Here is a 21,992-nt window from a genome sequence, read left to right as displayed (position 1 = left end):
CCTGTCCCTTTTTGGCAGGTTCGAATCAAGGTAATGCCGATGTTTTGGCAACGCCAGCGAGCGCCGCCCAGGGCGAACAAGTTGGCATGAAAAAGGCAAAGCATAGACCTTCTGGTCATGCCTTGCCTTTTGAATGACAAATTGTCGCCCTGGGTGGCGCGTAGCGTCAACTAGTTACGCGGTTCGTAGAACCGCGTAACCCCTAAAAGCGGTTGCCGCGGAAGCCGCCGCCGTTGCGGCCGCCACGATCGCCACCGCGACCGCCGCGGTCGTTACCACGGTTGCCGCCGAAGCCGCCACGGTTGCCACCGCGGTCGCCATAGCCACCACGGTTGCCGCCAAAGCCGCCGCGACCGCCACGGTCGCCGCCACGGTCACCAAATCCGCCACGGCCGCCACGATCGCCACCGCGACCGCCACGGTCGCCACCGCGGCCACCGCGATCGCCAAAGCCGCCGCGGCCGCCACGGTCACCGCCACGGCCACCACGATCGTCACGGCCGCCGCGAGGACCGCGGTCCTCATCCAGGCCCATGGCGACGAGCGGAGCGATAACCTTATCGAGAGCGGCCATCAGCTCGGTGGCCTCCTCGTAAGAAAGCTCGGGCAGGAGCTTCTCCTTCTTATTGGCAAGCTCGACCAGGCCCTCAGCGGCATCCTCGGCAGCGAAGACAACGATCTTGCGCATATCGCCCTCGGCGTCGTCGATGCGGCCGACCAGATCGGCAGCCTCGGCCTCGGCCATCAGGCCATCGAGCTCACGGAGACGCATGCCCAGGAGGTCGGACATTTCCTTCTGCTCCATCTTGGGCTTGAGGTCAAGAAGCTTGATGGCGCGCTCGATGTTCGCCATGCGCTCGGCCTTGGCCTCCTCCTCCTTGGAAATAGCAAAGCGACGGCTACGCAGCAGGCGGGCGGCCTTCTGCATCTTGTCCATCAGCTCTTCGTCATCGTAATCAACGGCGGCCTCGACAACCTCGGCCTCCTCCTCGGCGGAAACCTCGTCAGCAACCTCAACCTCGGCAGCTTCGGTCTCCACGGTCTCGACTGCCTCGACCTCGGCAGCCATGGTCTCGTTCTCGGTCTCGTTCATGATCTCTTCGTTCTCGGACATGAGACTCCTTCTTGGCCCTCTCGGGCATCATCGCCCCATTCGCGGGGCCCGTCGCGCACTCTTTGCGCTTTAAACATTCATGCCTCTCGGCAAAACGTCCATTAGTTTATGGTGTCGCCATCCAATCTAGCTGCAGAATCTATGTGCACACATTAATGCGACATGTCGCGGTATCATGGCCTGAACCAAACGCATCCACCTTAAGGAGCCCGCCATGATTAAGCCCATCATGAAATCCGAGTTCTTTTTGCGCCTGCCTTCCGAAGACGCGGGGCCCGACGACGCCGCGACCGGGCAGGATCTTCTGGACACGCTGCACGAACACGAGCACGAGTGCGTGGGCCTTGCCGCCAACATGATCGGCGTACGCAAGCGCATCATCTGCGTAAAGGACGACAACAGGGCGCTGCTGATGTACAACCCTCAAATTCTTGAGAAGGTCAACGCCTACCAGACGAGTGAAGGATGTCTTTCGCTCGTCGGCGAGCGTCCCTGCACTCGTTATCGCCGCATTAAGGTGGAATATCTGGACGAGAGCTTTGTCCACCGCATCAAAAACTTCTCAGGCTACACCGCCGAGATCATCCAACACGAAATCGACCACTGCCAAGGAATCGTTATATAGTTCCGCCAATTCAAGAAGGCTCCCTGCAGCCAAGCAACTGCAGGGAGCTTTTCATAGTGCGGAACTTCTATCCCACTAGCTCTGGCGGTAGTGATCGAAGAAGTCGGCGAGGTCCTCGAGCGACTCCTTTAGTACTTCCATGCGCGGCAGGTACACGATGCGGAAGTGGTCGGGCTCGGCCCAGTTAAAGCCGCCGCCGCGCGTGATCAGGATCTTTTTCTCGTGCAGCAGGTCAAGGGCAAACTGCTCGTCATCGGTGATGTTGAACTTCTTAACATCCATCTTGGGGAAGATGTAGAACGCCGCACGCGGCTTGACCACCGAGATGCCATCAATCTTGTTGAGCGCCTCATACACAAAGTTGCGCTGCTCGTAGACACGGCCGCCGGGACGGATGTAGTCGTTGACGGACTGATGTCCACCGAGTGCCGTCTGAACGATCGATTGAGCCGGCACGTTGGAGCACAGGCGCATGTTGGAAAGCATGTTGATGCCCATGATGAAGTCGCTCATGCAGCGCTGGTTGCCCGAAAGCACCATCCAACCGATGCGATAGCCCGCAATCATGTGCGACTTGGACAGGCCGCTAAACGTAACGCAGGGCAGGTCGGGGGCAAGCGATGCAATGGAGACGTGCTCGTAGCCGTCCATGCACAGACGGTCGTAGATCTCATCAGCAAAGATCATCAGCTGATGCCTGCGTGCAATCTCGACGATGCCCTCGAGCACCTCGCGCGGATAGACGGAACCCGTGGGGTTGTTGGGGTTGATGATCACGAGGGCTTTGGTCGCGCTCGTGATCTTGGACTCCATATCCTCCAGATCGGGATACCAATCCGCCTGCTCGTCGCACAGATAGTGCACGGGATGTCCGCCGGCAAGAGTTGCGCACGCCGTCCACAGCGGGTAATCGGGGCTGGGAATCAGGATCTCGTCGCCGTTATCGAGCAGTGCGTTCATCGAAAGCTGAATGAGCTCGGACACACCGTTGCCCGTGTAGATGTGCTCCATCTGAACATTGGGCAGGCCCTTGATCTGCGAGTACTGCATGATCGCCTTGCGCGCGGAGAACAGGCCGCGCGAGTTGGAATAGCCTTCGCAGTCGGGCAGCTGCTGGCGCATGTCCTTAATGACCTCGTCGGGCGTGCGAAAACCAAAGGGCGCGGGGTTGCCGATATTGAGCTTGAGAATGCGCTCGCCCTCGTCCTCCATGCGGGCGGCCTCGTCAACGACGGGACCGCGCACGTCATAGAGGACGTTGTCGAGCTTGCTGGATTTAGAAAAAGTACGCATGGTGTCGCTCCTTGCAATTTGAGCCGAGGGGTTGGGTTCGGGTTTGGAAACGTTGCGGGGCGATGATGTCTCGCCTTGATCGGCGTCACTGGCGAGCAGCCAGGTAACATCGACCTCCAAAATACGGGCGAGCAGCTCTGCCACATCGCGCCGCGGAATCGTCTTGCCGCTCACATATTGGCTCATCTGACTCTTGCCGAGTTTTTTGCCGAGCATCTCCGATGCGCGGATCACGTCCGACTGGCGAACGTCGCGATCGGACATAGCCTGTCGCAGGCGATCGCTAAACGTCTCTTGGGCCACTAGAACCTCCTTGCTGGCAAAGTTCAATTTGTAGAACACGAATTGAACCTAAGTTCAATTTAGGCAGCAGTATAACGCCGTGCTATTTCGAAAAGTTCAATTTCAAAAATAAAATGAGCCAAACCTCGAGATTTATCCCAAGGCGATAACGACGTGCGCTCGTTTAGAGGTATTCGAGGAAACGAGCGGCGGCAAGCGAAACATCGGCCGTGCGATATATCGCATTGATCAGCCGATGAGGATGTCCCTCGAGCGGACGCACGGCAACATCGAACTGGCAGCGGCGCAAGATGAGCGCCGGAAGTATGCTCACACCCAGACCGTCCTCGACCATGGCCATAATCGCATAGTCATCCCAGGTTGACAGCTTCGAGCGCACCGCCAGGCCCGCACGACGGAACAGTGGCGTAATCTCATCGTCACTGCCACGTTCCAGCAGAATAAACTGCTCGTTGGCAAAATCAGCAAGAGAAACGGCCTTTGCAGTGGCAAGTGAAGAGTTTGCCGGCACCACCGCCATCAGCTCATCTTGCACCAACGCCCGCGATGTCATGCCGTTTCCTCGGGGCTCACGCGGAATAAAGCCCAGGTCGCAGCGCCCTTCCGCCACCCATTGCTCAATCTCCGAGTAATCGCCCATCAGCAACTCATAATCGACGTCCGGGTGATCGGCACGAAAGCGCGCAATCACCGGCGGCAGCACATGGGTCGCCACACTCGAAAACGTACCGATGCAGATTTTGCCGCGCATGAGCCCACGCATCTCATCCACCCGTCGCTGCAAACGAACAAATTCCTCGCATAACGCCTCGACCGCCGGCATAACTTGCCGCCCATCGGAAGAAAGCACTACGCCCTCGCGGCTTCTATCGAGCACTTTAAAGCCCCAGTCTGCCTCAAGATCGGCCACCATACGGCTCACGCCCGACTGCGAATAGCTCATCCGCTCGGCGGCGCGCGTAAAACTGCCGGCGCGCACGGTCTCGAGCAGCACCTGCATCTTTTGAATATTCGTTTCCACGGCACCCCTCCACCTTTACATGAGTTTTTATCATGTTATCCATGCATTATATTCGCTTTTCTTCTATAGCCACCTCACCCATAGTGAACATGTTCGGATATAAAGGGGACGGAAGCACATGAACAACGGACTGTTTACGTACTTAGCAGCATTGCTATTGTTTGGCTCCAACGGCATCATCGCCGCTGCCATCGCGCTGCCGAGCTCCGATATCGTGCTGCTGCGCACCTTTCTGGGAGCCCTCTCGCTTGTCACCATCCTCGTTATCACCCAACGCCATAAGCTGCAGGCGCCATCTCGTCCCCGCGAAGCCGCAGCACTCCTTCTCTCGGGAGCCGCGCTGGACGCCAGCTGGATTTTTCTGTTCCGCGCCTACCAGACGATCGGCGTCGGCGTATCCTCGCTGCTGTACTACTGCGGCCCCATCATCGTCATGGCCCTCTCGCCGTTTATCTTTGGCGAAAAACTGACCGGCAGCAAAATCGCCGGCTTTATCGCCGTCGCCTGCGGCGCTTTTCTCATTGCAGCGCAAGGTCTCGGCGGCAACATGCCCATTGCGGGCATCGTCTGCGGCATCGCCTCGGCATTTTGCTATGCGCTGATGGTCATCGCTAGCAAGGGTGCGCCACACATCGAGGGTCTCGAGAACTCCGCGCTCCAGTTGAGCGCCGCCTTTGTGACCGCGTTGGTCCTTACGCTCGTCACCCAAGGCGCTCCCTCGTTTTTCTCCCCCGGCATCGCCGCAGGCATCGATTGGCGCGCCGTCGCTATGCTCGGCGTCGTCAACACCGGCATCGGTTGCCTGCTCTACTTTAGCGCCGTCGCCAAGCTGCCCGTGCAGACCGTCGCGGTTGTCGGCTACCTCGAGCCGCTCTCGGCCGTCGTGTTCTCCGCCGTCCTTTTGGGTGAAGTTATAACGCCAGTCCGCCTGATGGGCGCCGCACTTATCATCGGCGGCGCGATTTTTTGCGAACTCGCTGGCAAGCGCGCAAGCGCCAAGGCCGGTATCGCCCAGACAGTACGCGCTTAAAAGCCCCTGTTTTGAAATGCTACCTGCGTACAAAAATAATCCCCAGCTGGGGATTATTGTCTAAAAATACCCGATGTGCCAAACTGCTCTTGTATGTATAAAGACGGCATAAAAGTTATCTGCTCAGGACAGATAACCGGATGTCTAAGGGAGTCCACGTGGCACACAACAAGTTGGAGGCAAGCCTCCAAGACCAGCATAGTCAGGGCGGGCATGGCGCCATCCCCCTCTCCGCTGGCATGTTGCTCGTAACGCTCGGCGTCGTCTATGGCGACATCGGCACGAGCCCCATGTACACCATGAAGTCAATCGTCGCCAACAACGGCGGCATCGGAACCGTCAGCGAGGACATGATCCTGGGCGCGCTTTCACTCGTTATCTGGACCATGACACTCGTGACCACGGTCAAGTACGTGCTGATCGCCATGAAGGCCGATAACCATAACGAGGGCGGCATCTTCGCCCTATTCAGCCTAGTACGCAAGGTGGCACCATGGCTGATTCTACCCGCCATGATCGGCGGCGCGGCGCTGCTTGCCGACGGCATCCTCACCCCCGCCGTCACGGTTACCACGGCCATCGAGGGCTTGCGCACCATCGAGTGGGGCCATGCGCTTTTGGGTGACGGCCAGACCAACGTCATCATTATTACCATCATCATTATCTGCGGCCTATTTGCCATGCAGCGCGCCGGCACCTCGTCAATCGGCAAGCTCTTCGGCCCGCTCATGACGCTGTGGTTCCTGTTCTTGGCTGGCGCCGGCCTGTTCAACATGCTCGGAAACCTGTCCATCCTGCGCGCGCTCAACCCCATTCGCGGCATCATGTTCCTGTTCTCGCCCATCAACCATTCGGGCATCATGGTGCTCGGCTTTGTCTTCCTGTCGACAACCGGTGCCGAGGCGCTCTACTCGGACATGGGCCACGTGGGCAAAGCAAACATCTATGCATCCTGGCCGTTTGTTAAGGCGGCCCTTATCCTCAACTATCTGGGTCAAGGCGCTTGGCTACTCGCCAATAACTCCAACCCCCAGATGCTCGCGATGGATATCGTCAACCCGTTCTATATGATGCTTCCCGAGCCCCTGCGTCCCTTTGCCATCGTGCTTTCGGCCGTGGCGGCCATTATCGCCTCGCAGGCGCTCATCACCGGCTCGTTCTCGCTGGTATCCGAGGCAACGCGCCTCAACCTTATGCCGCATCTGCGCATCCACTACCCCAGCGACACCAAGGGCCAGCTCTATATTCCGCTCGTCAACAACATCATGTGGGTCGGCTGCATCTTTATCGTGCTGCTGTTCCAGAACTCCGAGCGCATGGAAAGCGCCTATGGCCTCGCCATCACCGTGACCATGCTCATGACCACGACGCTTTTGACGAGCTATATCGCCGGCATTCTCAAGCACAAGCTGGGTGCCTGCGTCTTCGCCCTGCTCTTCGGTGCCATTGAGCTGTGCTTCTTCGCCTCGTGCCTTACCATGTTCTTTGACGGCGGCTATGTGATGATCTTCCTGGCCTCGCTGCTGTTTGGCCTTATGTATGTGTGGCGCCGCGGCACCGCCATCGAGCGCACGCAGACGATCCTGCTGCCGGTCTCCAAGTACATCGATCAGCTCAACCGCCTGCGCAACGACGAGACCTATCCCGTGCTCGCCGACAACCTGGTGTTCCTCACCAACAGCCCCGATCCGCTCACACTCGACCGCGACGTGCTCTATTCCATCCTGGACAAACATCCCAAGCGCGCCAAGGCATACTGGTTCATTAACGTGCATGTCACCGATGAGCCCTATACGCACGAGTATTCCGTCGAGACCTTTGGCACGGACTTTTTGTTCCGCGTGCGCCTGGACCTGGGCTTTAAGGTCAACCAGCGCGTTAATGCCTACCTGCGCCAGATCGTTGGCGACCTGATGGCATCGGGCGAGCTGCCGCCGCAGCACCACACCTACTCCATCTATGAGACGCGCGGCAACGTGGGCGACTTCCGTTTTTGCATGCTGCGCAAGATGCTCGCCCCCGAAACGGACATCAACCGCAACGACCACCGCGTGATGGCCATCAAGTACGCCGTCCGCCGCGCCTGCGGAAGCCCGGCACGCTGGTACGGTCTTGAGAACTCGGCCATCATCATCGAGTACGTGCCGCTGTTTGCCCGCATGCGCCCGGCCGTTAAGCTCGTGCGCACCCAGGTGCCGCTCGAGGTTCAGATCGAAGAGGCCGAGGAAATGGAAGTCGACATCTTCTCGGACGACTTGGTCAACGGCAACGAGGCCGGTAGGGACATGAACGTCGATCCCACCGAGCTGCTCGAGAGCGTCGCCGATACGCCCGAACAGCAACAGCTCGACGGTCTTGAGAACGAACAACTCAACGACGCCAACTTCTAGCGACGTCACAAATCAACGACAGCGGCCCTGCACCTCACGAGAGACGCAGGGCCGCTTTGCATTGCAGTAAAGCTAACGGCTACGAACGACGCGGCTCGGGAACCACGAGCCTATCGGGGCTCGCGCCCTCGGCATCCATCAGGCTCACGTAGCGAATCGACGGATCCTCATACATCGCATAGTAATAATTGCCCGTGCGCGCGCTAAAGCATCCGGTGTAGATAGTCTTCTCGAACTTGCCATCGCCCATCCTGGACGCCCCCTCAATCATCACCACGCCCTCGAGTGAGCGGAACATGCGGACGACGTTTTCGGCCTCGCTCTCCTTTTGCGGGTAATTGGCATTGAGGTACGCCGCCTTTACAAAACGGCTCGGCGAATAGCAGTCACCGGGAATGCCGCGCATGCCGGCACCCGCGCCATAGGGTTTGAGCTCGGCGCCACGCCATGTCGCCGTCTGCGGAAAATCGCTTGTGGCTGTGATATAGGTGCGCAGGTTTTCCATGTGCCACGGGAAGGTCGGCTGGTTGGCAAGGGTGTCGACCGGATCGTCGTATACATGCAGGCCGTCAGCCATCATCTCGACCACGATGCTGCGCTGGCTGTCGCCGATAATCCAATGGAGCAGCGACACGCCCAGCCCCTCTCCGGCAGATTTGGCGACAATCACCGTGTCGCGCAGCGCGGCCTCGACCTCATCGACCGTCGAGAACGTCGCTGCCACCCACAGGGGAAACTCATAGGCCGCGATATTGGTCTTTCCATCAACCGGGCCCTCGGCATACTCGGCATAGCCGGGAAAGTTAAGCCCCGCCACAGCCAGACCCGCATCGTTACCACAGTCGAAAAACATGGGATAGTTCTTGTAATCGATACACATGCCGATTACCGCGTGTGCCGCCGACGCATCGTCGATAAACGAATACGGAATGTGAAACCCGCGCGGCATCACACGAACCTGTTGGCCGTAGTCAAAGCTCCAGTCGAGGTTGCGGCCTAGATACATGTGGCCAGAATTATCGGTAAATCGAATGCTCGTGCACATAGCGCCTCCTAGCTCAATGTTCTTACTAGGCTCATTGTCACCAAACAAAGGAGCGCTAAACAAAAAGTCCGGACATGACAACAATGTCATACCCGGACTTTACAAGCAAGATAGACCCAACCAAGTCAACCCCGCATGTCGTCTAAGGGGTCAAAGTGCCGCAGATTGCCACGAAAGAAGAGCGAAGCGTACTTAAAGTACGCGAGCGACGATTGAGCGGCAAGGTGCGGTGCTTTGGTCCCCTTAGACCAACTTGCCAAGACAGTGATCAATCATGTGCTGGATCATCTGCGCCTCAAAACCTGCGTAGTCGCGGCGGCACTCCTTCATCTTGCCGTCGACGATCTGGTCAAAGGCAACCTTGCACTTGATGTAGCGCGTGGACTTGGTGATCTCGTCGTGCGTCAGGCAGCTCTCCTCCATCTTGCTGGCGCCCAGGCCAAACACCAGACGGGGGTTGTAGAGCACGTGGGGCTCGCCGGCATCGTCCAGATAGACGCAGACCTTCTTGGTGACGCCAATCTGGTTGGCGGCAAGGCAGCCGGCATCCTCGAGCGACTTAATGGTATCGATCAGGTCCTGTGCGACCGACTCGTCCTCGACAGTCGCAACCTCGCAGCGCTGGGACAGGATGACCTCGTCGCGGCAGAGCTCTTTAATCATACGTTCCTCCAAAGAGTTCGTTGTAACCGCTTAAGTATACGGTACCTACACATTTTCATACGAAAAATACCGCACGTCTGCCCCCAAAGCGCCGAACATCAACATGCGAGGAACACTAACTATAAAAAGGCGATATAGTAAGGAAGTTCGTGTCAATCGGCCTAAACTCGGGGCCGAACAAGGAAAGGGTATGCATGGACGAACTTTTTCACGTCAGTGAGCGCAAGTCCACAATCGGGACCGAACTTCGCGCTGGACTGACAACATTCCTGGCGATGGCCTACATCATCGCCGTCAACCCCGCGGTGCTCTCGGGCGCCGGCATCGATGCGGGAGCGCTCGCCTGCGCCACTTGTCTGGGCGCCGGCATCATGACCATCTGCATGGGCATCTTCGCCAACCGCCCGCTCGCCTGCGCGTCGGGTCTGGGCATCAACGCCATGATTGCGGGCATCACCACCACCATGTGCGGCGGTGACTGGCACGTGGCCATGAGCGTTATCTTCCTCGAGGGTGTCGTCATCTTGCTGCTCGTCCTTTGCGGCCTGCGCGAGGCCATTATGGACGCCATCCCCGTGGTCCTGCGCCACGCCATCTCGGTTGGTCTGGGCATGTTCATCGCCATGATCGGCCTGTGCGATGCCGGCATCATCACCGCTGGCGCCGGTACGCTTGTCGGCCTGGGCGACATCACCTCCCCCACCTTTATCGTCGGCATCATCTCCATCGTCGTGACGGTTGCCCTGGCTTCCCGCAACGTGCCGGGCTCGCTGCTCATCGGCATCATCGTCGCCGTTATCGCCGGTATCCCGCTGGGCGTCACCCATGCGCCCGAGGGCCTTATCGCCCCGCTCGACTTCTCGACCTTTGGCGCCCCGTTTGCCAGCACCACCGACGGCAACATGGCCATCGTGAAGGTTCTGACCGACCCGATGCTGCTCGTCGTTGCCTTCTCGCTGCTCATGAGTGACTTCTTCGACACCATGGGCACCGCGATGGCCGTCGCCAAGCAGGGCGAGTTCCTAACCGAGGACGGCAATGTCGAGGACATCCGCCCCATCCTGGTCGTTGACTCCGTGGCCGCCGCCGCCGGTGGCTTTATGGGCGTCTCCTCCATCACCACCTTCGTCGAGTCCACCTCCGGCGCTGCCGACGGTGGCCGCACGGGCCTCACCTCCGTCACCACCGGCGTGTTGTTCATCCTCGCCGCGTTCTTCTCCCCCGTCGTCTCCATCGTTTCCAGTGCCGCCACCTGCGGCGCCCTGGTCTACGTCGGCTACCTCATGATGAGCGAGGTCTCCGAGATCGACTGGTCCGACGTGTCGCAGGGCTTCCCGGCGTTCATGATTGTCGCCGGCGTGCCCTTCACCTACTCCATCTCTGCCGGTATTGGCCTGGGCTTTATCGCCTACGTGGTCGTCGCGCTCTTTAAGGGCGAGGCCTCCAAGATCAAGCCGCTCATGTGGATCGCAGCCCTTGCCTTCCTCGTCTACTTCTTCGTGGCGTAACGGCATAGTCTGCTAACGCAAAACAACAAGGCGCGGAGTCGCATCGAACGGCTCCGCGCCTTTCTTTTAGCGTCTGTCCCCGTGCCGGCGTGCGACAATTGAGGCTGTCAATATCACAACACCGAGAGAAGCCTGCCTTGGAAGCGCATCATAAGCAGATAACCGTTTATTCAGAGTGTGCGGAAGGCGCGCCCGTCATCTACCTCCCCGTTGTCATGGGCGACGGTAGTGAAGCCTACGAGCGCTGCCGAGAGCTCGACTGCCCGCCGTTCACCCTTGTCGCCATTGGAGGGCTCGATTGGAATCGCGAGCTGAGTCCCTGGGCATGCGACGGAGCTATACGAGATGCCGAGCCCTTTGGCGGACAGGCTGCTGGTTTTCTTGACGAGTTGTTGAAGCAGATAATCCCCCAGGCCGAATCATCGCTCCCGCAACCGCCCGCCTGGCGCGGCGTTGCCGGCTACTCGTTGGCGGGTCTTTTTGCACTGTGGGCACTTTGGCAAACAGATGTCTTTGAGCGCGCGGCGAGTGCATCGGGGTCGCTGTGGTTCCCCGGCTTTATCGACTACGCGCGCGAGCGCACGATGACAGCTACGCCCGACGCCACCTATCTGTCGCTCGGTAAAAAGGAAACCAAGACGCCCAACCGCATGATGCGGCACGTACTCGACGATACGCGCGCGATGGAAGAGCTGTTTATCGAGCGCGACATTCCAACAACGCTGGAGCTCAACCCCGGCAATCACTTTGCCCAAACTGACCTGCGCATGGCGCGCGGCATCCACTGGATACTGACGCATTAAAAATGGTGCCCACGCGCATATACGCATGGGCACCATATCTTGTTTTAGCTGAACGCAGCTGCTACTTAACAGCCTCCTCAAGCTCAGAAGTATCGAACTCAAAATCATTGCCGGGCAGAATCGCATTGAGCACGATACCCACCAGCGAGCCCACGGCAAGACCGGAAAGCGAAATCGTCACGCCGCCCAGCTCCAGCACGATGGCGCCGGCGGTGCTGTACGCAATACCGAGCGAAAGCACAAGCACCAGAGCGGCCACCAGCACGTTGCGGTTGTTCTGGAAATCGACCTGGTTCTCGATGAGGTTACGGACGCCCACAGCGCTGATCATGCCGTAGAGCACGAGCGACACGCCGCCGATAACGCATGCCGGCATGGCTGCGATGACCGCAGCGAACTTGGGGCAGAACGAAAGCACGATGGCACAACACGCGGCAATGCGGATCACGCGCGGGTCGAACACGCGCGTCAGGGCGAGCACGCCGGTGTTCTCGCCATAGGTGGTGTTGGCCGGAGCGCCAAAGAGCGAAGCCAGAATCGTGGCAAAGCCGTCACCGAGCAGCGTGCGATGCAGACCAGGATCGGCGATGTAGTTACGCTCGCAAGTGGAGCCGATAGCCGAGATGTCACCGATATGCTCGATCATGGTCGCAAAGGCCAACGGCATAATGGTAATGATGGCCGTCGTGGCAAGGCCGCTATCGAACTGCGGGCCAAAGAGCGCAAACACGGTGTTGTCCCACACGATGGGCAGACCGACCCACGGAGCGGCGGCAACGCCCGAAAAATCGACCTCACCCAACGCAGCCGCGACGGCATAGCTCACCACGACGCCCAGCAGGATCGGCACGATCTTGACCATGCCGCGGCCCCAAATATTGCATACGACAATGACGGCCACAGCGACAACGGCAACAAGCCAATTGGTCTGGCAGTTGGCGATAGCAGAGCTTGCCAAGATCAGGCCGATGGAAATGACGATGGGGCCGGTCACCACCGGCGGAAAGAAGCGCATAACGCGCTTGGCGCCAAAGGCGCGGAACAGCGCTGCCAGCACCGGATAGAGCAGACCGGCGCAGGCAACGCCCAGGCAGGCGTAGGGCAAAAGCTCGGCCTCGCCGTTGGGCGCAATTGCGGCATAACCGGCAATAAAGGCAAACGATGAGCCCAAAAATGCCGGCACCTTACCGCGCGATAGGAAGTGGAACAGCAGCGTGCCCAAGCCGGCAAACAAAAGCGTTGCCGACACCGAGAGACCGGTGAGCACGGGCACCAGCACCGTGGCGCCAAACATGGCAAACAGGTGCTGCAGACCGAGCAGGAACATGCGCGGGCGGCCGAGCGACGATGCGTCGTAGATGGCATCGCTAACGGCGGGCGTCGAGAACTGGGACATTGATGTCCTTTCGAATGGAAGGGCGATCGGGCATATCGGATAACCTGCCCGAACGATACGATCCGAACCATTGTACGCGATACGCAGCGCCTCGCACGCGCCGCCGCCTGCGAACGGCATCGTTATTTCCAGACACGCTCCACAATACGCTTGACCAGCGCAATCTTTGCCCACTGCTCGTCCTCGGTCAGCTTGTTGCCAATCTCGCAGCTGGCAAAGCCACACTGCGGAGACAGATACAGGTTCTCGAGCGGCACGTACTTTACCGCCTCGCGGATGCGCTCGACGATGGCGTCTTCGTTCTCGAGCTCTGCCGCCTTGGTGGTCACCAGGCCCAACACGACCTTCTTGCCGGGGGCAACGTACTTGAGCGGCTCAAAGCCACCGGCACGCGGCGTATCGAACTCAAGATAGAACGCATCGACGTTCTCGTGTGCGAACAGGTACGGCGCGATGGGGCCATAGCCGCCCTCAAAAGCATAGGTAGAGTGGTAGTTGCCGCGGCACACGTGCGTGTTAATGACAAGGTCATCGGGCTTGCCCTCGATGGCGGCGTTGTTGAGCGCCACGCCCAGCTCGCTCACCTTTTGCAGGTCAACCGGGCTCATACCGGTCTTGGACACAAAGTCGGCATCGCAATAGATGCCCCAGGTGCAGTCATCAAATTGAATGTTGCGGCAGCCTGCGGCATACAGGTCGGCAATAACGGTGCGGTATGCTGCGGCGATGGCATCGGCGAGATCTTCGTCGGTCTTGTAGACGGCGCGCAGGCTCTCCTGCTGGCCATCGCAGCGGTCGAGCGTGACTTCGGAGAACGTCTGGATCGGCGCCGGAATGGTCTGTCGCGCGACCTGACCCTCCCCCTCGAGCGCCTTGACAAATTTGAAGTGCTCGACGAACGGATGATTCTCGCCGCTAATGGGACCGGTTACCACGGCGGTGTCGGCGGTAGTCTCCTCATCGTGGAACATATAGCCTGTACGCGAGGTGCGACGCTCGACGCCGTTCAGCCCCCACATAAAATCGAGGTGCCAGTAGCTGCGGCGAAACTCGCCATCGGTGATGACCTGCAGGCCGGCGGCCTTTTGCTTTGCCACCAAATCGCGGATGGCATCGTCCTCGACGGCCTTAAGTCCCTCGGCATCAAGCGTGCCTGCCGTATAGGCAGCACGAGCGTCCTTTACGGCCTGCGGACGAAGAAAGCTGCCGACGATATCGGCGCGAAACGGTGCGTTCGGTTGAATCGAAGTGCCCATAGATATCTCCCTTTTGCATTGGTTGCTTTACCGGGACAGAGTATGAGCGTTCATATGGCCATCGTAAAATATACGTTTATAACAGTTTGATATAGATACTTCCTATGTCACTCTGGACTGCCATAAAGGGACTTGAACCGTGGGGAACACAGCAGCCTAGATATGCTGACGAATCGCGTCGATATAGGCCCGACCGTAGCGCGTGAGCGTCGTGTTCTTGCGCGTGATGATGCCAATCTCCATGTACTCGTCCACGTCGAGCGGAATCGAGATAATGCCGGGGCCGTTGAGCTCATGGCTGATCACGCCCGAGCATACCGTGTAGCCGTTGAGGCCCATGGCCAAATTGAACAACGTCGCACGGTCGCGCACGCGGATATTCTTGCGGCGCTCAAACGTCGAGGTCAGCTCCTCGGAATAGTAAAACGAGTTGTAGCTGCCCTGCTCGTAGGACAGGAACGGATAATCTTCCAAGTCCTCGAGCGTCACGCTGGAGCGGGTCGCCAGCGGATGGTCGGCACATACAAAAACGTGCGGCGCGGCACAAAAGAGTCCCTCAAACACAAGCTCATTGGCAGCGAGCATACGCTCAATAACCTCGCGGTTGTGCTCGGATAAGTACAGGATGCCCAACTCGCTTTTCATGTGCGCGACATCCTCGATAATCTCGTGGGTCTGCTCCTCGCGCAGGGTAAAGTCGTAGCGCGCGGCATCGAACTCACGGATCACATCGACAAACGCGTTGACGGCAAAGGAGTAATGCTGGCAGCTCACGCTAAAATGCGGCACCTGCTCGGATGCTCCTTTGTACTTGCCCTCGAGCAGGTCGGCCTGATCGAGCACCTGGCGCGCATAGCCCAAGAAGGTCTCGCCCTCATCGGACACAATGACACCCTTGTTGGTGCGCTCAAAGATATGCACGCCCATCTCGTTTTCGAGATCGCGAATCGACGCGGTAATCGAAGGCTGCGACACATAGAGGCGACGCGAGGCCTCGGTAATGCTGCCACATTCGGCAACCTTTACAACGTACCTGAGCTGCTGAAGCTTCATGGCTTTCTCCCTAGACGTTCGCGATGCCGAAGTCTGCCGCGTTCATCTGACGCATAAATGACGGCATCTCACCCGTCGCGGCGCAGGCGGCAATCTGATGCAGCGCTGCGGCAACCGCATCATCTGCCGCAGCGCCGATATGCCAGCGTGCGGCAGCCGTGACGGCCTCGTTGGCATTGGCGACCGCAACGGAGTTGGGAACGGCATCGATCATGGGCAGGTCGTTATCGGAATCGCCAAATACGGCCACCTCGTCGGGCGTTAGGCCCAAAGCGCGCGCCAGCTCCAGCGCAGCGCAGCCCTTGTCCCAACCAGCCGGAAGGATGTCGAACAGGCGCACACGGTTGTTGGGAAACACAAGCGAGAGCTCCGGCACCTCGGCGGCAACGCGCTCGCGTAGCTCCGCGAGTTCCTCACGCGAACGGGCGCTCCAGATATTCGCCTTGAACACCGGCGCATCATCGACGACAGGGCGGCACGGGGCCTCTTCGCCCTTGAGCCACGCATTGCCGCCCGATTCCATAGCGCGGCGCACACGCTCGGCATCACGTGTCACGCAATAGGCATCGTTATCCCAAAAGCCATCACCCAAGCTGTATACCTTCAGATAGGTATCGTCGGTTTCTTCTTCCAGATAGGCGGCCAAGCGCATAAGCGCATCGTTATCGGTCGCACGCGAGGCGACCACTTCGCCATCGACAAACATGACCTGGCCGTTGCAGAATGCGCCGGTCGAAAAACACTCGGAATGATTTTTAAACATCCAGCCCATCGCGGACGGTTGGCGACCCGAAACCGGACCAAAGTGCAGACCCGCCGCCTGCATGGCATGAATGCCCTCGATGGCATAGTCGCTGGCGCCGTCATGCCCGGCCGGAATCAGCGTATCGTCCATATCGGTCAGCACGAGTTTGATCATAAGGTCCCCCAGTCGTTTTCATCCTAACCATTGTACCGATGCGCTAGTATAGGGAACAACAGATTCGATGCGGGAGTGCCGGCGGTGCAAACCACAAGGCTGAGAGGGCATGGGGCCCAATCCTTTGAACCTGTCAGTTAATGCTGGCGTAGGGAGCATGCCGCCTTTTTAGGGGCGCTGTCTATGCACAGCGCCCCTTTTCTATGCCAAGGAGGCATGTGCAGTGATCGATTCGGAACAGCTTAAGCAAAACGTGGTCAAGGCCGTGGAGGAGATTCGTGCCACCAATCCCATGGCCGGCTCCATCACCAACACGGTAACGATTGACTTTGTCGCCAACGCGCAGCTCGCCGTGGGCGGTTCGGCCGCCATGGTCTATCTGCCCGACGAGGGCGAGGCACTCGTTGCCGGCGGCGGCGCCATCTATCTGAACATGGGCACGCTCTTCCCCATCTACGAGCAGACGATTCCCCGCGCGGCCAAGGCGGCACACGACGCCGGCAAGCCCTGGGTGCTCGATCCGGTGGGCCTGGGCATCGGCAGCCTGCGCACCCAACTGGTAAACGAACTCAAGCAGTACAAGCCCGCCATCGTGCGCGGCAATGCCTCCGAGATTATCGCGCTCGCCGGTCTGTGGGGCCTTGAGGGCGAAGCGGCCGATCTGAGCCGCGTGCGTGGCGTCGATACCACCGACACGGTAGACGCCGCCCGTGATGCCGCCGTGGCGCTCGCCCGCTACACCGGCGGCGCCGTAGTGGTCTCGGGCGAAGTCGACCTGATTACCGACGGCACGACCGTTGCCAAGTCCCACGGCGGCAGCCCACTCATGTCCAAGATCACCGGCTGCGGCTGTTCGCAGGGCGGCGTGCTGGCCGTGTACGCCTGCGCCACCGACCCGTTTACGGCGGCCATCTGCGGCACCGCCGTCTACAACGTTGCCGGCACGCGTGCCGCCGCCGTCGCCGATGCCCCGGCAAGCTTTAAGGTCGCCTTTATCGACGAGCTCTACCTCGCAACCGCCCAGGACATTGCCGATAACCAACTCGAGCTCGAGGAGGCATAAGCCATGTCCAAGCCCGCAACCAATGCCGGCATGAACACACTCGTCGCTGTGGCCATCGCCCCGTGCGGCACCGGCGACGAGCTATCTGCCGAAGTCGCCGAGGTCGTACACGTCATTCGCGAGAGCGGCCTTCCCAACCGCACCACCTCGATGTTCACCGAGATCGAGGGCGACTGGGACGAGGTCATGCAGGTCGTGCGCGACGCGACCTTCGTGTTGGCGAGCAAGGGCATCCGCACCGAAGTCGTGCTCAAAGCCGATATTCGACCCGGATTTACCGACACCATGACCGGCAAACTCGAGCGCATGGAAGCGCAGATCAAAAAGCAGGAGGAAGCACGATGAGCATCCGCGACAACCTTGATATCTCGGCCTACCTGGTACTCGGCCCCGAAAACACCCTCGGACGCCCCGTGAGCGATGTGGTGACCCAGGCGCTCGATGCCGGCTTTACCTGCATCCAGGTGCGCTCCAAGGTGGCAAGTGCCCGCGAGATCATCGCACTGACGGGCGATGCCGCACAGGCCATCGCTCAGGCCGGCAAAACCGGACAGGTCGCTCTGCTGATCGATGACCGTCTTGACTGCGTACTCGCCGCACGCGAGCAGGGCATCGCTGTCGACGGCGTGCATGTTGGCCAGAGCGACATCCCCGTCGAGGTCTGCCGCAAACTTTTGGGCCCAGATGCCATCGTGGGCCTTTCGGCCCGCTGCGAGGAGATGCTCGAGTACGTCAAGACCGCCGACATGAGCCTGGTCGATTACCTGGGCGTAGGCCCGCTCCACGAGACCGAGACCAAGCGCGACTGCGGACGTGCTGCCGACGGCTCCATCATCACCAAGAGCTTTGAGGACCTGGCTGCCCTCCATGCGGCAAGCCCCGTGCCCATCGTGGTGGGCGGCGGCGTCAAAACGGCCGATCTTCCGCAGCTCAAGACCACCGGCGTCGACGGCTTCTTTGTGGTGAGCGCCGTCTGCAGTGCCGACGACCCCTACGCCGCAGCCAAGGAGCTCGTCGATACCTGGCAGCAGGCATAGGCCCATGCCAAGCAGCTGCTCCGCAGCCCCATATCTTCAATAGCGGAAAGCGCATCCCAGTTTGGACGTCCATTTTGGGATGCGCTTTCCGCCGTGGCCCCTACCCCGCCAGATACGCTTCCAGCGCCGGCAGCGTCGCCTCCGCATCGCGACGGCCGATCTGATAGATGCGCTCGAGCTCATCGGGCTCGCGGCACAGCGACGGCACCTTCACCGATTCGCTCGGCCGCACCACAAAGATCTCGCCAGCGGCTTCGCGGCGCGCCAGGTCATCGAGCGTGGCATTGTAGACCTCGTGCCGATGCTCAAGAGCCGCGACAAACTCCGGATAGTGACGATACACGCGACGCAGCATGGGCATCACGCTATTGGGTTGCTTTACAAAGCCCGCCGGCTGCGTCAGCACCACCACGTTGCGGTCATAACCCTGCTCAAACAGCCAAGTGCTGGGAATGGAATCGGCAACACCGCCATCCAAGTACTTACGACCCTCGATGGCAACAGGACGCGTCGCTACGGGAATCGCCGACGACGCCCGGATCCACTCAATATCGCGCTCGTCGCCATAGGGCAGGTCATGGTAGACGGCCTGCCCCGTCTTAAGATCGGTACATACGCACGTAAACCGCATGGGGCAGGCGCGATATGCCTCCAGATCGATGGGATCGCGCTCGATGGGTACCTCATGATAGGCAAACTCGGCATTGAACATATCGCCGGTTCGCAACCAGCTCGTCACGCTCGCATAGCGCTTGTCGGCGCAATAGGCCTTGTTGTAGCGAATGGCGCGGCCGATCTGGCGCGATTTAAAGTTGTAGCCAAACGCCGCGCCCGCCGAGACTCCCACCATATGGTCGCAGGTCAAGCCGTGCTCCATCCATACGTCGAGCACGCCCGCCGTATACATACCACGGTAGCCGCCTCCCTCGAGCGCAAGCCCCACCGTGCGCGTCGTATCTGGCTGTGCCATGCAACCATCTCCGTTCTCATGCTTTTGAACTAAACAAGTATATCTGTCAACGTATGCCGTCAAAAACGTGTTTATAAGCATTTATCGAACGTTTCCCGATGTATCCCCATGCCGCACCGCAATGCCCCTAGATGGCCTTGGGCATGAACGCCCTTAAGAACGTTGCGAAATAAACATCGCCTGCACCGTGCCAACGCCGTCGCACACAACGTGAGATAATTCTCAGCAGAATTCACCGATAGCAGATGGAGTTTGTGATGAAGGTTCTTTTGGTCAATGGCAGCCCCAAGGCAAACGGCAACACGGCCCGCGCACTCGCCGAGGTCGCCGAGCAGCTCAACGCCGAGGGCATCGAGGCCGAGATGTTTCAGCTGGGCGCCAAGCCTATTCGCGATTGCATCGGTTGCGGCCAGTGCGGCAAGCTCGATTGCCGTTGCACCTTTGACGACGATGTGGTCAACGAGCTGATTGCCGCTGCCGAGCAGGCAGACGGCTTTGTCTTTGGCTCGCCCGTCTACTACGCACATCCCAGCGGACGCATCCTCTCGGCACTCGACCGCGCATTCTATGCAGGCAGCAAGGCCTTTGCGCACAAGCCGGGCGCCGCTGTCGCCGTTGCCCGCCGTGGCGGCACGTCGACCACCTTCGACGTGCTCAACAAGTACTTCACCATCAACCAGATGCCCGTGGTAGCATCCACCTACTGGAACAACGTCTTTGGTGCCATGCCGGGTGAGGCCACCCAAGACGCCGAGGGCCTCGCCACCATGCGAAACATCGGCAATAACATGGCCTGGCTACTGCGTTGCATCGAGGCGGGAAAGGCCGCCGGCATCGAAGCCCCCCAGGCCGATCGCGCTAGGACCAACTTCATCAGGTAGAACGGCGGAACCAAACAATGAACGTGCAGATCTTCGGTACCAAAAAGTCCTTCGATACCAAGAAGGCCCAGCGCTATTTTAAGGAGCGCCGCATTAAGGTGCAGTTTATCGACCTTAAGGAAAAGGAGATGAGCAAGGGCGAGCTCACGAGCGTGATGCAGGCGGTCGGCGGCATCGACAAGCTGCTCAACCCCAAAGCCAAGGACGAGGAGACGCTCGCGCTCATCCAGCATCTCACCCCCAGTCAGCGCTTTGATAAGCTGCTCGAGAACCAGCAGGTTCTGGCCGAACCCATCGTGCGCAACGGCAAAAAGGCCACCGTCGGCTATTGTCCCGACGTATGGGGAGCCTGGGAGTAGCCTGTGTTATTTGCCCGTGCGTGGGTATAAGAGCAGGCGTTTGGCATAAGATTCAGCTGTAAGCCATGTCTAACAAAGGAGGGCACATGCCCAACAAACCCGTGAAGATCATCATGCTTACCGGATACCTCGGTGCCGGCAAGACCACGCTGCTCAACCACATCCTCGCCAACGACGGTGGCATCCGCGCTGCCGTGATCGTCAACGATATCGGCGAGATCAACGTCGACGCCAGCCTCATCGCCGACGGCGGCCTTTCCGAGACCGACGACCTTATCCCGCTCACCAACGGCTGCATCTGCTGCACGCTTTCGGACGACCTGGCCAACCAGCTGCAGGGCATCGCCGATTCGGGCAAGTTCGACTACATCATCATCGAGGCTTCGGGGATTTGCGAGCCTATCCCCATCGCCTACACCATCTCGAGCTTCTGCGACGAGGCCAAGGTGAGCGGCGAGCCCAAGCTTGCGCTCGACAACATCGTGGCTGTGGTCGACTGCGCCCGCATGTACGACGAGTTCAACGGCGGTCGCGACCTGCTAGCCGAGGATATCGACGAGGACGACATCGAGAGTCTGCTCATCCAGCAGATCGAATTCTGCTCCACGCTGGTCCTCAACAAGACCGACACCGTGACGCCTGAGCAGATCGCCGAGCTCAAGGCCATCGTGCGCAGCCTGCAGAAGGACGCCGTGATTGTCGAGGCCCAAAACGGCGAGGTCCCCATGGAGGAGCTGCTCGACACCGACCGCTTCGACTTTATGCGCGCCTACAACTCCGCCGCCTGGATCGAGGCCATGGAGCATCCCGAGGAGCACGACGACCCCGAGGTGCTCGAGTACGACATCGAGACCTTTGTGTACTCGCGCCGCAAGCCGTTTGACCTGCAGAAGTTCACCGATTTTGTCGAGCAGGAGTGGCCCGACGAGGTCATTCGCGTCAAGGGCCCGCTGTGGCAGACCGGCGATCCGGACATGTGCTACATGTTTGAGCAGGCCGGCCACCAGATGCGCCTGATGGAGAACGGTCTGTTTGTCGATTCTGCACCCGAGGATGAGAAGCAGAAGATTATCGACGAGAACCCCGAGATCATGCAGATTTGGGACGACGAGACGGGCGATCGCATGACGAGCCTGTGCATCATCGGCCGTCACATGGACAAGGACGCGCTCATCGCCGCCCTCGATGCCTGCCTGACCGACTGGCACCGCGCCTAGAGTTATCGAGCGGGCATTTACCGCCCACGTTACCGCCAAACCACCA

At 59.6% G+C, this 21,992-nt stretch carries 21 protein-coding genes and 1 riboswitch; of the genes, 11 read left to right on the top strand and 10 right to left on the bottom strand.

Going from position 1 to position 21,992, the window contains the following annotated elements; all coding sequences use genetic code 11:
• Window positions 1-202: 202 nt before the first annotated feature.
• Window positions 203-1,114, bottom strand: a complete 912-nt coding sequence (locus tag DXD94_RS09735; protein ID WP_199568418.1) for a hypothetical protein — start codon at window positions 1,112-1,114, stop codon at window positions 203-205.
• Between the two features lie 214 nt (window positions 1,115-1,328).
• Here DXD94_RS09735 and DXD94_RS07550 point away from each other — a divergent pair, with 214 nt between their 5' ends.
• On the top strand, window positions 1,329-1,739 hold the full coding sequence (locus tag DXD94_RS07550) for a peptide deformylase (RefSeq protein WP_117734541.1): 411 nt from the start codon (window positions 1,329-1,331) through the stop codon (window positions 1,737-1,739).
• A 75-nt stretch (window positions 1,740-1,814) separates the two neighbouring features.
• Here the strand turns inward: DXD94_RS07550 and DXD94_RS07545 are convergent, their stop codons facing one another.
• Together DXD94_RS07545 and DXD94_RS07540 are read right to left on the bottom strand one after the other, a co-directional pair.
• A complete protein-coding gene (locus DXD94_RS07545) occupies window positions 1,815-3,296 on the bottom strand; it encodes an aminotransferase class I/II-fold pyridoxal phosphate-dependent enzyme (protein ID WP_117763736.1) in 1,482 nt (493 codons plus the stop codon).
• A 202-nt stretch (window positions 3,297-3,498) separates the two neighbouring features.
• Complete coding sequence (locus DXD94_RS07540; protein ID WP_117763694.1) at window positions 3,499-4,356, bottom strand: LysR family transcriptional regulator; 858 nt, start codon at window positions 4,354-4,356, stop codon at window positions 3,499-3,501.
• A gap of 118 nt (window positions 4,357-4,474) precedes the next feature.
• Between DXD94_RS07540 and DXD94_RS07535 the strand changes: the two genes are divergently transcribed.
• Window positions 4,475-5,386, top strand: coding sequence for a DMT family transporter (locus DXD94_RS07535; RefSeq protein ID WP_117763693.1), 912 nt, complete (start codon window positions 4,475-4,477; stop codon window positions 5,384-5,386).
• A gap of 140 nt (window positions 5,387-5,526) precedes the next feature.
• The gene (locus tag DXD94_RS07530) at window positions 5,527-7,776 is read left to right on the top strand and encodes a KUP/HAK/KT family potassium transporter (protein ID WP_117763692.1); all 2,250 of its coding nucleotides are present in this window, start codon (window positions 5,527-5,529) and stop codon (window positions 7,774-7,776) included.
• A 79-nt stretch (window positions 7,777-7,855) separates the two neighbouring features.
• Here DXD94_RS07530 and bsh read toward each other — a convergent pair whose 3' ends face one another.
• Both bsh and DXD94_RS07520 read right to left on the bottom strand, forming a co-directional pair.
• A complete protein-coding gene (bsh, locus tag DXD94_RS07525; protein WP_117743292.1) occupies window positions 7,856-8,821 on the bottom strand; it encodes a choloylglycine hydrolase in 966 nt (321 codons plus the stop codon).
• Window positions 8,822-9,064: 243 nt separating this feature from the next.
• Window positions 9,065-9,484 carry a peptide deformylase gene (locus DXD94_RS07520; protein WP_117734546.1) on the bottom strand — a complete coding sequence of 140 codons (420 nt, stop codon included), beginning with the start codon at window positions 9,482-9,484 and terminating at the stop codon, window positions 9,065-9,067.
• Window positions 9,485-9,678: 194 nt separating this feature from the next.
• Here DXD94_RS07520 and DXD94_RS07515 point away from each other — a divergent pair, with 194 nt between their 5' ends.
• Both DXD94_RS07515 and DXD94_RS07510 read left to right on the top strand, forming a co-directional pair.
• Window positions 9,679-10,992 (top strand): NCS2 family permease, encoded by a 1,314-nt coding sequence (locus DXD94_RS07515; protein WP_117763691.1) that lies wholly within the window; start codon window positions 9,679-9,681, stop codon window positions 10,990-10,992.
• Window positions 10,993-11,129: 137 nt separating this feature from the next.
• The gene (locus tag DXD94_RS07510; RefSeq protein ID WP_158564809.1) at window positions 11,130-11,795 is read left to right on the top strand and encodes an alpha/beta hydrolase; all 666 of its coding nucleotides are present in this window, start codon (window positions 11,130-11,132) and stop codon (window positions 11,793-11,795) included.
• Window positions 11,796-11,856: 61 nt separating this feature from the next.
• On the opposite strand, the gene DXD94_RS07505 is transcribed toward DXD94_RS07510, so the two are convergent.
• The 4 genes from DXD94_RS07505 to DXD94_RS07490 form a co-directional block, all read right to left on the bottom strand.
• The gene (locus DXD94_RS07505; RefSeq protein ID WP_117763689.1) at window positions 11,857-13,191 is read right to left on the bottom strand and encodes a uracil-xanthine permease family protein; all 1,335 of its coding nucleotides are present in this window, start codon (window positions 13,189-13,191) and stop codon (window positions 11,857-11,859) included.
• Window positions 13,192-13,313: 122 nt separating this feature from the next.
• Window positions 13,314-14,447, bottom strand: a complete 1,134-nt coding sequence (locus DXD94_RS07500) for a 5-methyltetrahydropteroyltriglutamate--homocysteine S-methyltransferase (protein WP_117763688.1) — start codon at window positions 14,445-14,447, stop codon at window positions 13,314-13,316.
• Window positions 14,448-14,603: 156 nt separating this feature from the next.
• Complete coding sequence (locus DXD94_RS07495) at window positions 14,604-15,500, bottom strand: LysR family transcriptional regulator (protein ID WP_117763687.1); 897 nt, start codon at window positions 15,498-15,500, stop codon at window positions 14,604-14,606.
• 10 nt (window positions 15,501-15,510) lie between these two features.
• On the bottom strand, window positions 15,511-16,419 hold the full coding sequence (locus tag DXD94_RS07490; RefSeq protein WP_117734552.1) for an HAD-IIB family hydrolase: 909 nt from the start codon (window positions 16,417-16,419) through the stop codon (window positions 15,511-15,513).
• 61 nt (window positions 16,420-16,480) lie between these two features.
• Window positions 16,481-16,591: riboswitch (TPP riboswitch) on the top strand.
• 51 nt (window positions 16,592-16,642) lie between these two features.
• On the opposite strand from DXD94_RS07490, the gene thiM reads away from it, so the two are divergent.
• From thiM to DXD94_RS07475, 3 genes are read left to right on the top strand one after another with little or no spacing between them, the layout of a single operon-like run.
• Window positions 16,643-17,482, top strand: a complete 840-nt coding sequence (gene thiM, locus DXD94_RS07485) for a hydroxyethylthiazole kinase (RefSeq protein WP_117763686.1) — start codon at window positions 16,643-16,645, stop codon at window positions 17,480-17,482.
• Window positions 17,483-17,485: 3 nt separating this feature from the next.
• The gene (locus tag DXD94_RS07480) at window positions 17,486-17,827 is read left to right on the top strand and encodes a thiamine-binding protein (protein WP_233505090.1); all 342 of its coding nucleotides are present in this window, start codon (window positions 17,486-17,488) and stop codon (window positions 17,825-17,827) included.
• Window positions 17,824-18,519 (top strand): thiamine phosphate synthase, encoded by a 696-nt coding sequence (locus tag DXD94_RS07475; protein ID WP_117743298.1) that lies wholly within the window; start codon window positions 17,824-17,826, stop codon window positions 18,517-18,519. The genes DXD94_RS07480 and DXD94_RS07475 overlap by 4 nt, the downstream gene beginning before the upstream one ends.
• A gap of 100 nt (window positions 18,520-18,619) precedes the next feature.
• Here DXD94_RS07475 and DXD94_RS07470 read toward each other — a convergent pair whose 3' ends face one another.
• Complete coding sequence (locus DXD94_RS07470) at window positions 18,620-19,489, bottom strand: patatin family protein (RefSeq protein ID WP_117743299.1); 870 nt, start codon at window positions 19,487-19,489, stop codon at window positions 18,620-18,622.
• Between the two features lie 257 nt (window positions 19,490-19,746).
• On the opposite strand from DXD94_RS07470, the gene DXD94_RS07465 reads away from it, so the two are divergent.
• The 3 genes from DXD94_RS07465 (at window position 19,747) to DXD94_RS07455 (ending at window position 21,946) form a co-directional block, all read left to right on the top strand.
• A complete protein-coding gene (locus tag DXD94_RS07465; protein ID WP_117763685.1) occupies window positions 19,747-20,370 on the top strand; it encodes a flavodoxin family protein in 624 nt (207 codons plus the stop codon).
• Window positions 20,371-20,387: 17 nt separating this feature from the next.
• Entirely contained in the window at window positions 20,388-20,729 is a 342-nt protein-coding gene (locus DXD94_RS07460; RefSeq protein WP_055252194.1) for an arsenate reductase family protein, read from the top strand.
• An 86-nt stretch (window positions 20,730-20,815) separates the two neighbouring features.
• Window positions 20,816-21,946 (top strand): GTP-binding protein, encoded by a 1,131-nt coding sequence (locus DXD94_RS07455; RefSeq protein WP_117763684.1) that lies wholly within the window; start codon window positions 20,816-20,818, stop codon window positions 21,944-21,946.
• The last annotated feature ends 46 nt before the right edge of the window (window positions 21,947-21,992 follow it).

The organism is Collinsella sp. TM10-22 (assembly GCF_003466125.1).
Classification (GTDB): domain Bacteria; phylum Actinomycetota; class Coriobacteriia; order Coriobacteriales; family Coriobacteriaceae; genus Collinsella.
This window is presented reverse-complemented; position numbering and strand designations above follow the sequence as displayed.

Bases quoted from the DNA above. Each gene is read 5' to 3' on its own strand.
- DXD94_RS07465 (WP_117763685.1), top strand. From the start codon at position 19,747: ATGAAGGTTCTTTTGGTCAATGGCAGCCCCAAGGCAAACGGCAACACG.
- DXD94_RS07490 (WP_117734552.1), bottom strand. From the start codon at position 16,419: ATGATCAAACTCGTGCTGACCGATATGGACGATACGCTGATTCCGGCC.
- DXD94_RS07460 (WP_055252194.1), top strand. From the start codon at position 20,388: ATGAACGTGCAGATCTTCGGTACCAAAAAGTCCTTCGATACCAAGAAG.
- DXD94_RS07500 (WP_117763688.1), bottom strand. From the start codon at position 14,447: ATGGGCACTTCGATTCAACCGAACGCACCGTTTCGCGCCGATATCGTC.
- DXD94_RS07520 (WP_117734546.1), bottom strand. From the start codon at position 9,484: ATGATTAAAGAGCTCTGCCGCGACGAGGTCATCCTGTCCCAGCGCTGC.
- DXD94_RS07475 (WP_117743298.1), top strand. From the start codon at position 17,824: ATGAGCATCCGCGACAACCTTGATATCTCGGCCTACCTGGTACTCGGC.
- DXD94_RS07550 (WP_117734541.1), top strand. From the start codon at position 1,329: ATGATTAAGCCCATCATGAAATCCGAGTTCTTTTTGCGCCTGCCTTCC.
- DXD94_RS07530 (WP_117763692.1), top strand. From the start codon at position 5,527: ATGTCTAAGGGAGTCCACGTGGCACACAACAAGTTGGAGGCAAGCCTC.
- DXD94_RS07495 (WP_117763687.1), bottom strand. From the start codon at position 15,500: ATGAAGCTTCAGCAGCTCAGGTACGTTGTAAAGGTTGCCGAATGTGGC.
- bsh (WP_117743292.1), bottom strand. From the start codon at position 8,821: ATGTGCACGAGCATTCGATTTACCGATAATTCTGGCCACATGTATCTA.
- DXD94_RS07535 (WP_117763693.1), top strand. From the start codon at position 4,475: ATGAACAACGGACTGTTTACGTACTTAGCAGCATTGCTATTGTTTGGC.
- DXD94_RS07515 (WP_117763691.1), top strand. From the start codon at position 9,679: ATGGACGAACTTTTTCACGTCAGTGAGCGCAAGTCCACAATCGGGACC.
- DXD94_RS07480 (WP_233505090.1), top strand. From the start codon at position 17,486: ATGTCCAAGCCCGCAACCAATGCCGGCATGAACACACTCGTCGCTGTG.
- DXD94_RS07455 (WP_117763684.1), top strand. From the start codon at position 20,816: ATGCCCAACAAACCCGTGAAGATCATCATGCTTACCGGATACCTCGGT.
- DXD94_RS09735 (WP_199568418.1), bottom strand. From the start codon at position 1,114: ATGTCCGAGAACGAAGAGATCATGAACGAGACCGAGAACGAGACCATG.
- DXD94_RS07505 (WP_117763689.1), bottom strand. From the start codon at position 13,191: ATGTCCCAGTTCTCGACGCCCGCCGTTAGCGATGCCATCTACGACGCA.
- DXD94_RS07545 (WP_117763736.1), bottom strand. From the start codon at position 3,296: ATGTCCGATCGCGACGTTCGCCAGTCGGACGTGATCCGCGCATCGGAG.
- DXD94_RS07470 (WP_117743299.1), bottom strand. From the start codon at position 19,489: ATGGCACAGCCAGATACGACGCGCACGGTGGGGCTTGCGCTCGAGGGA.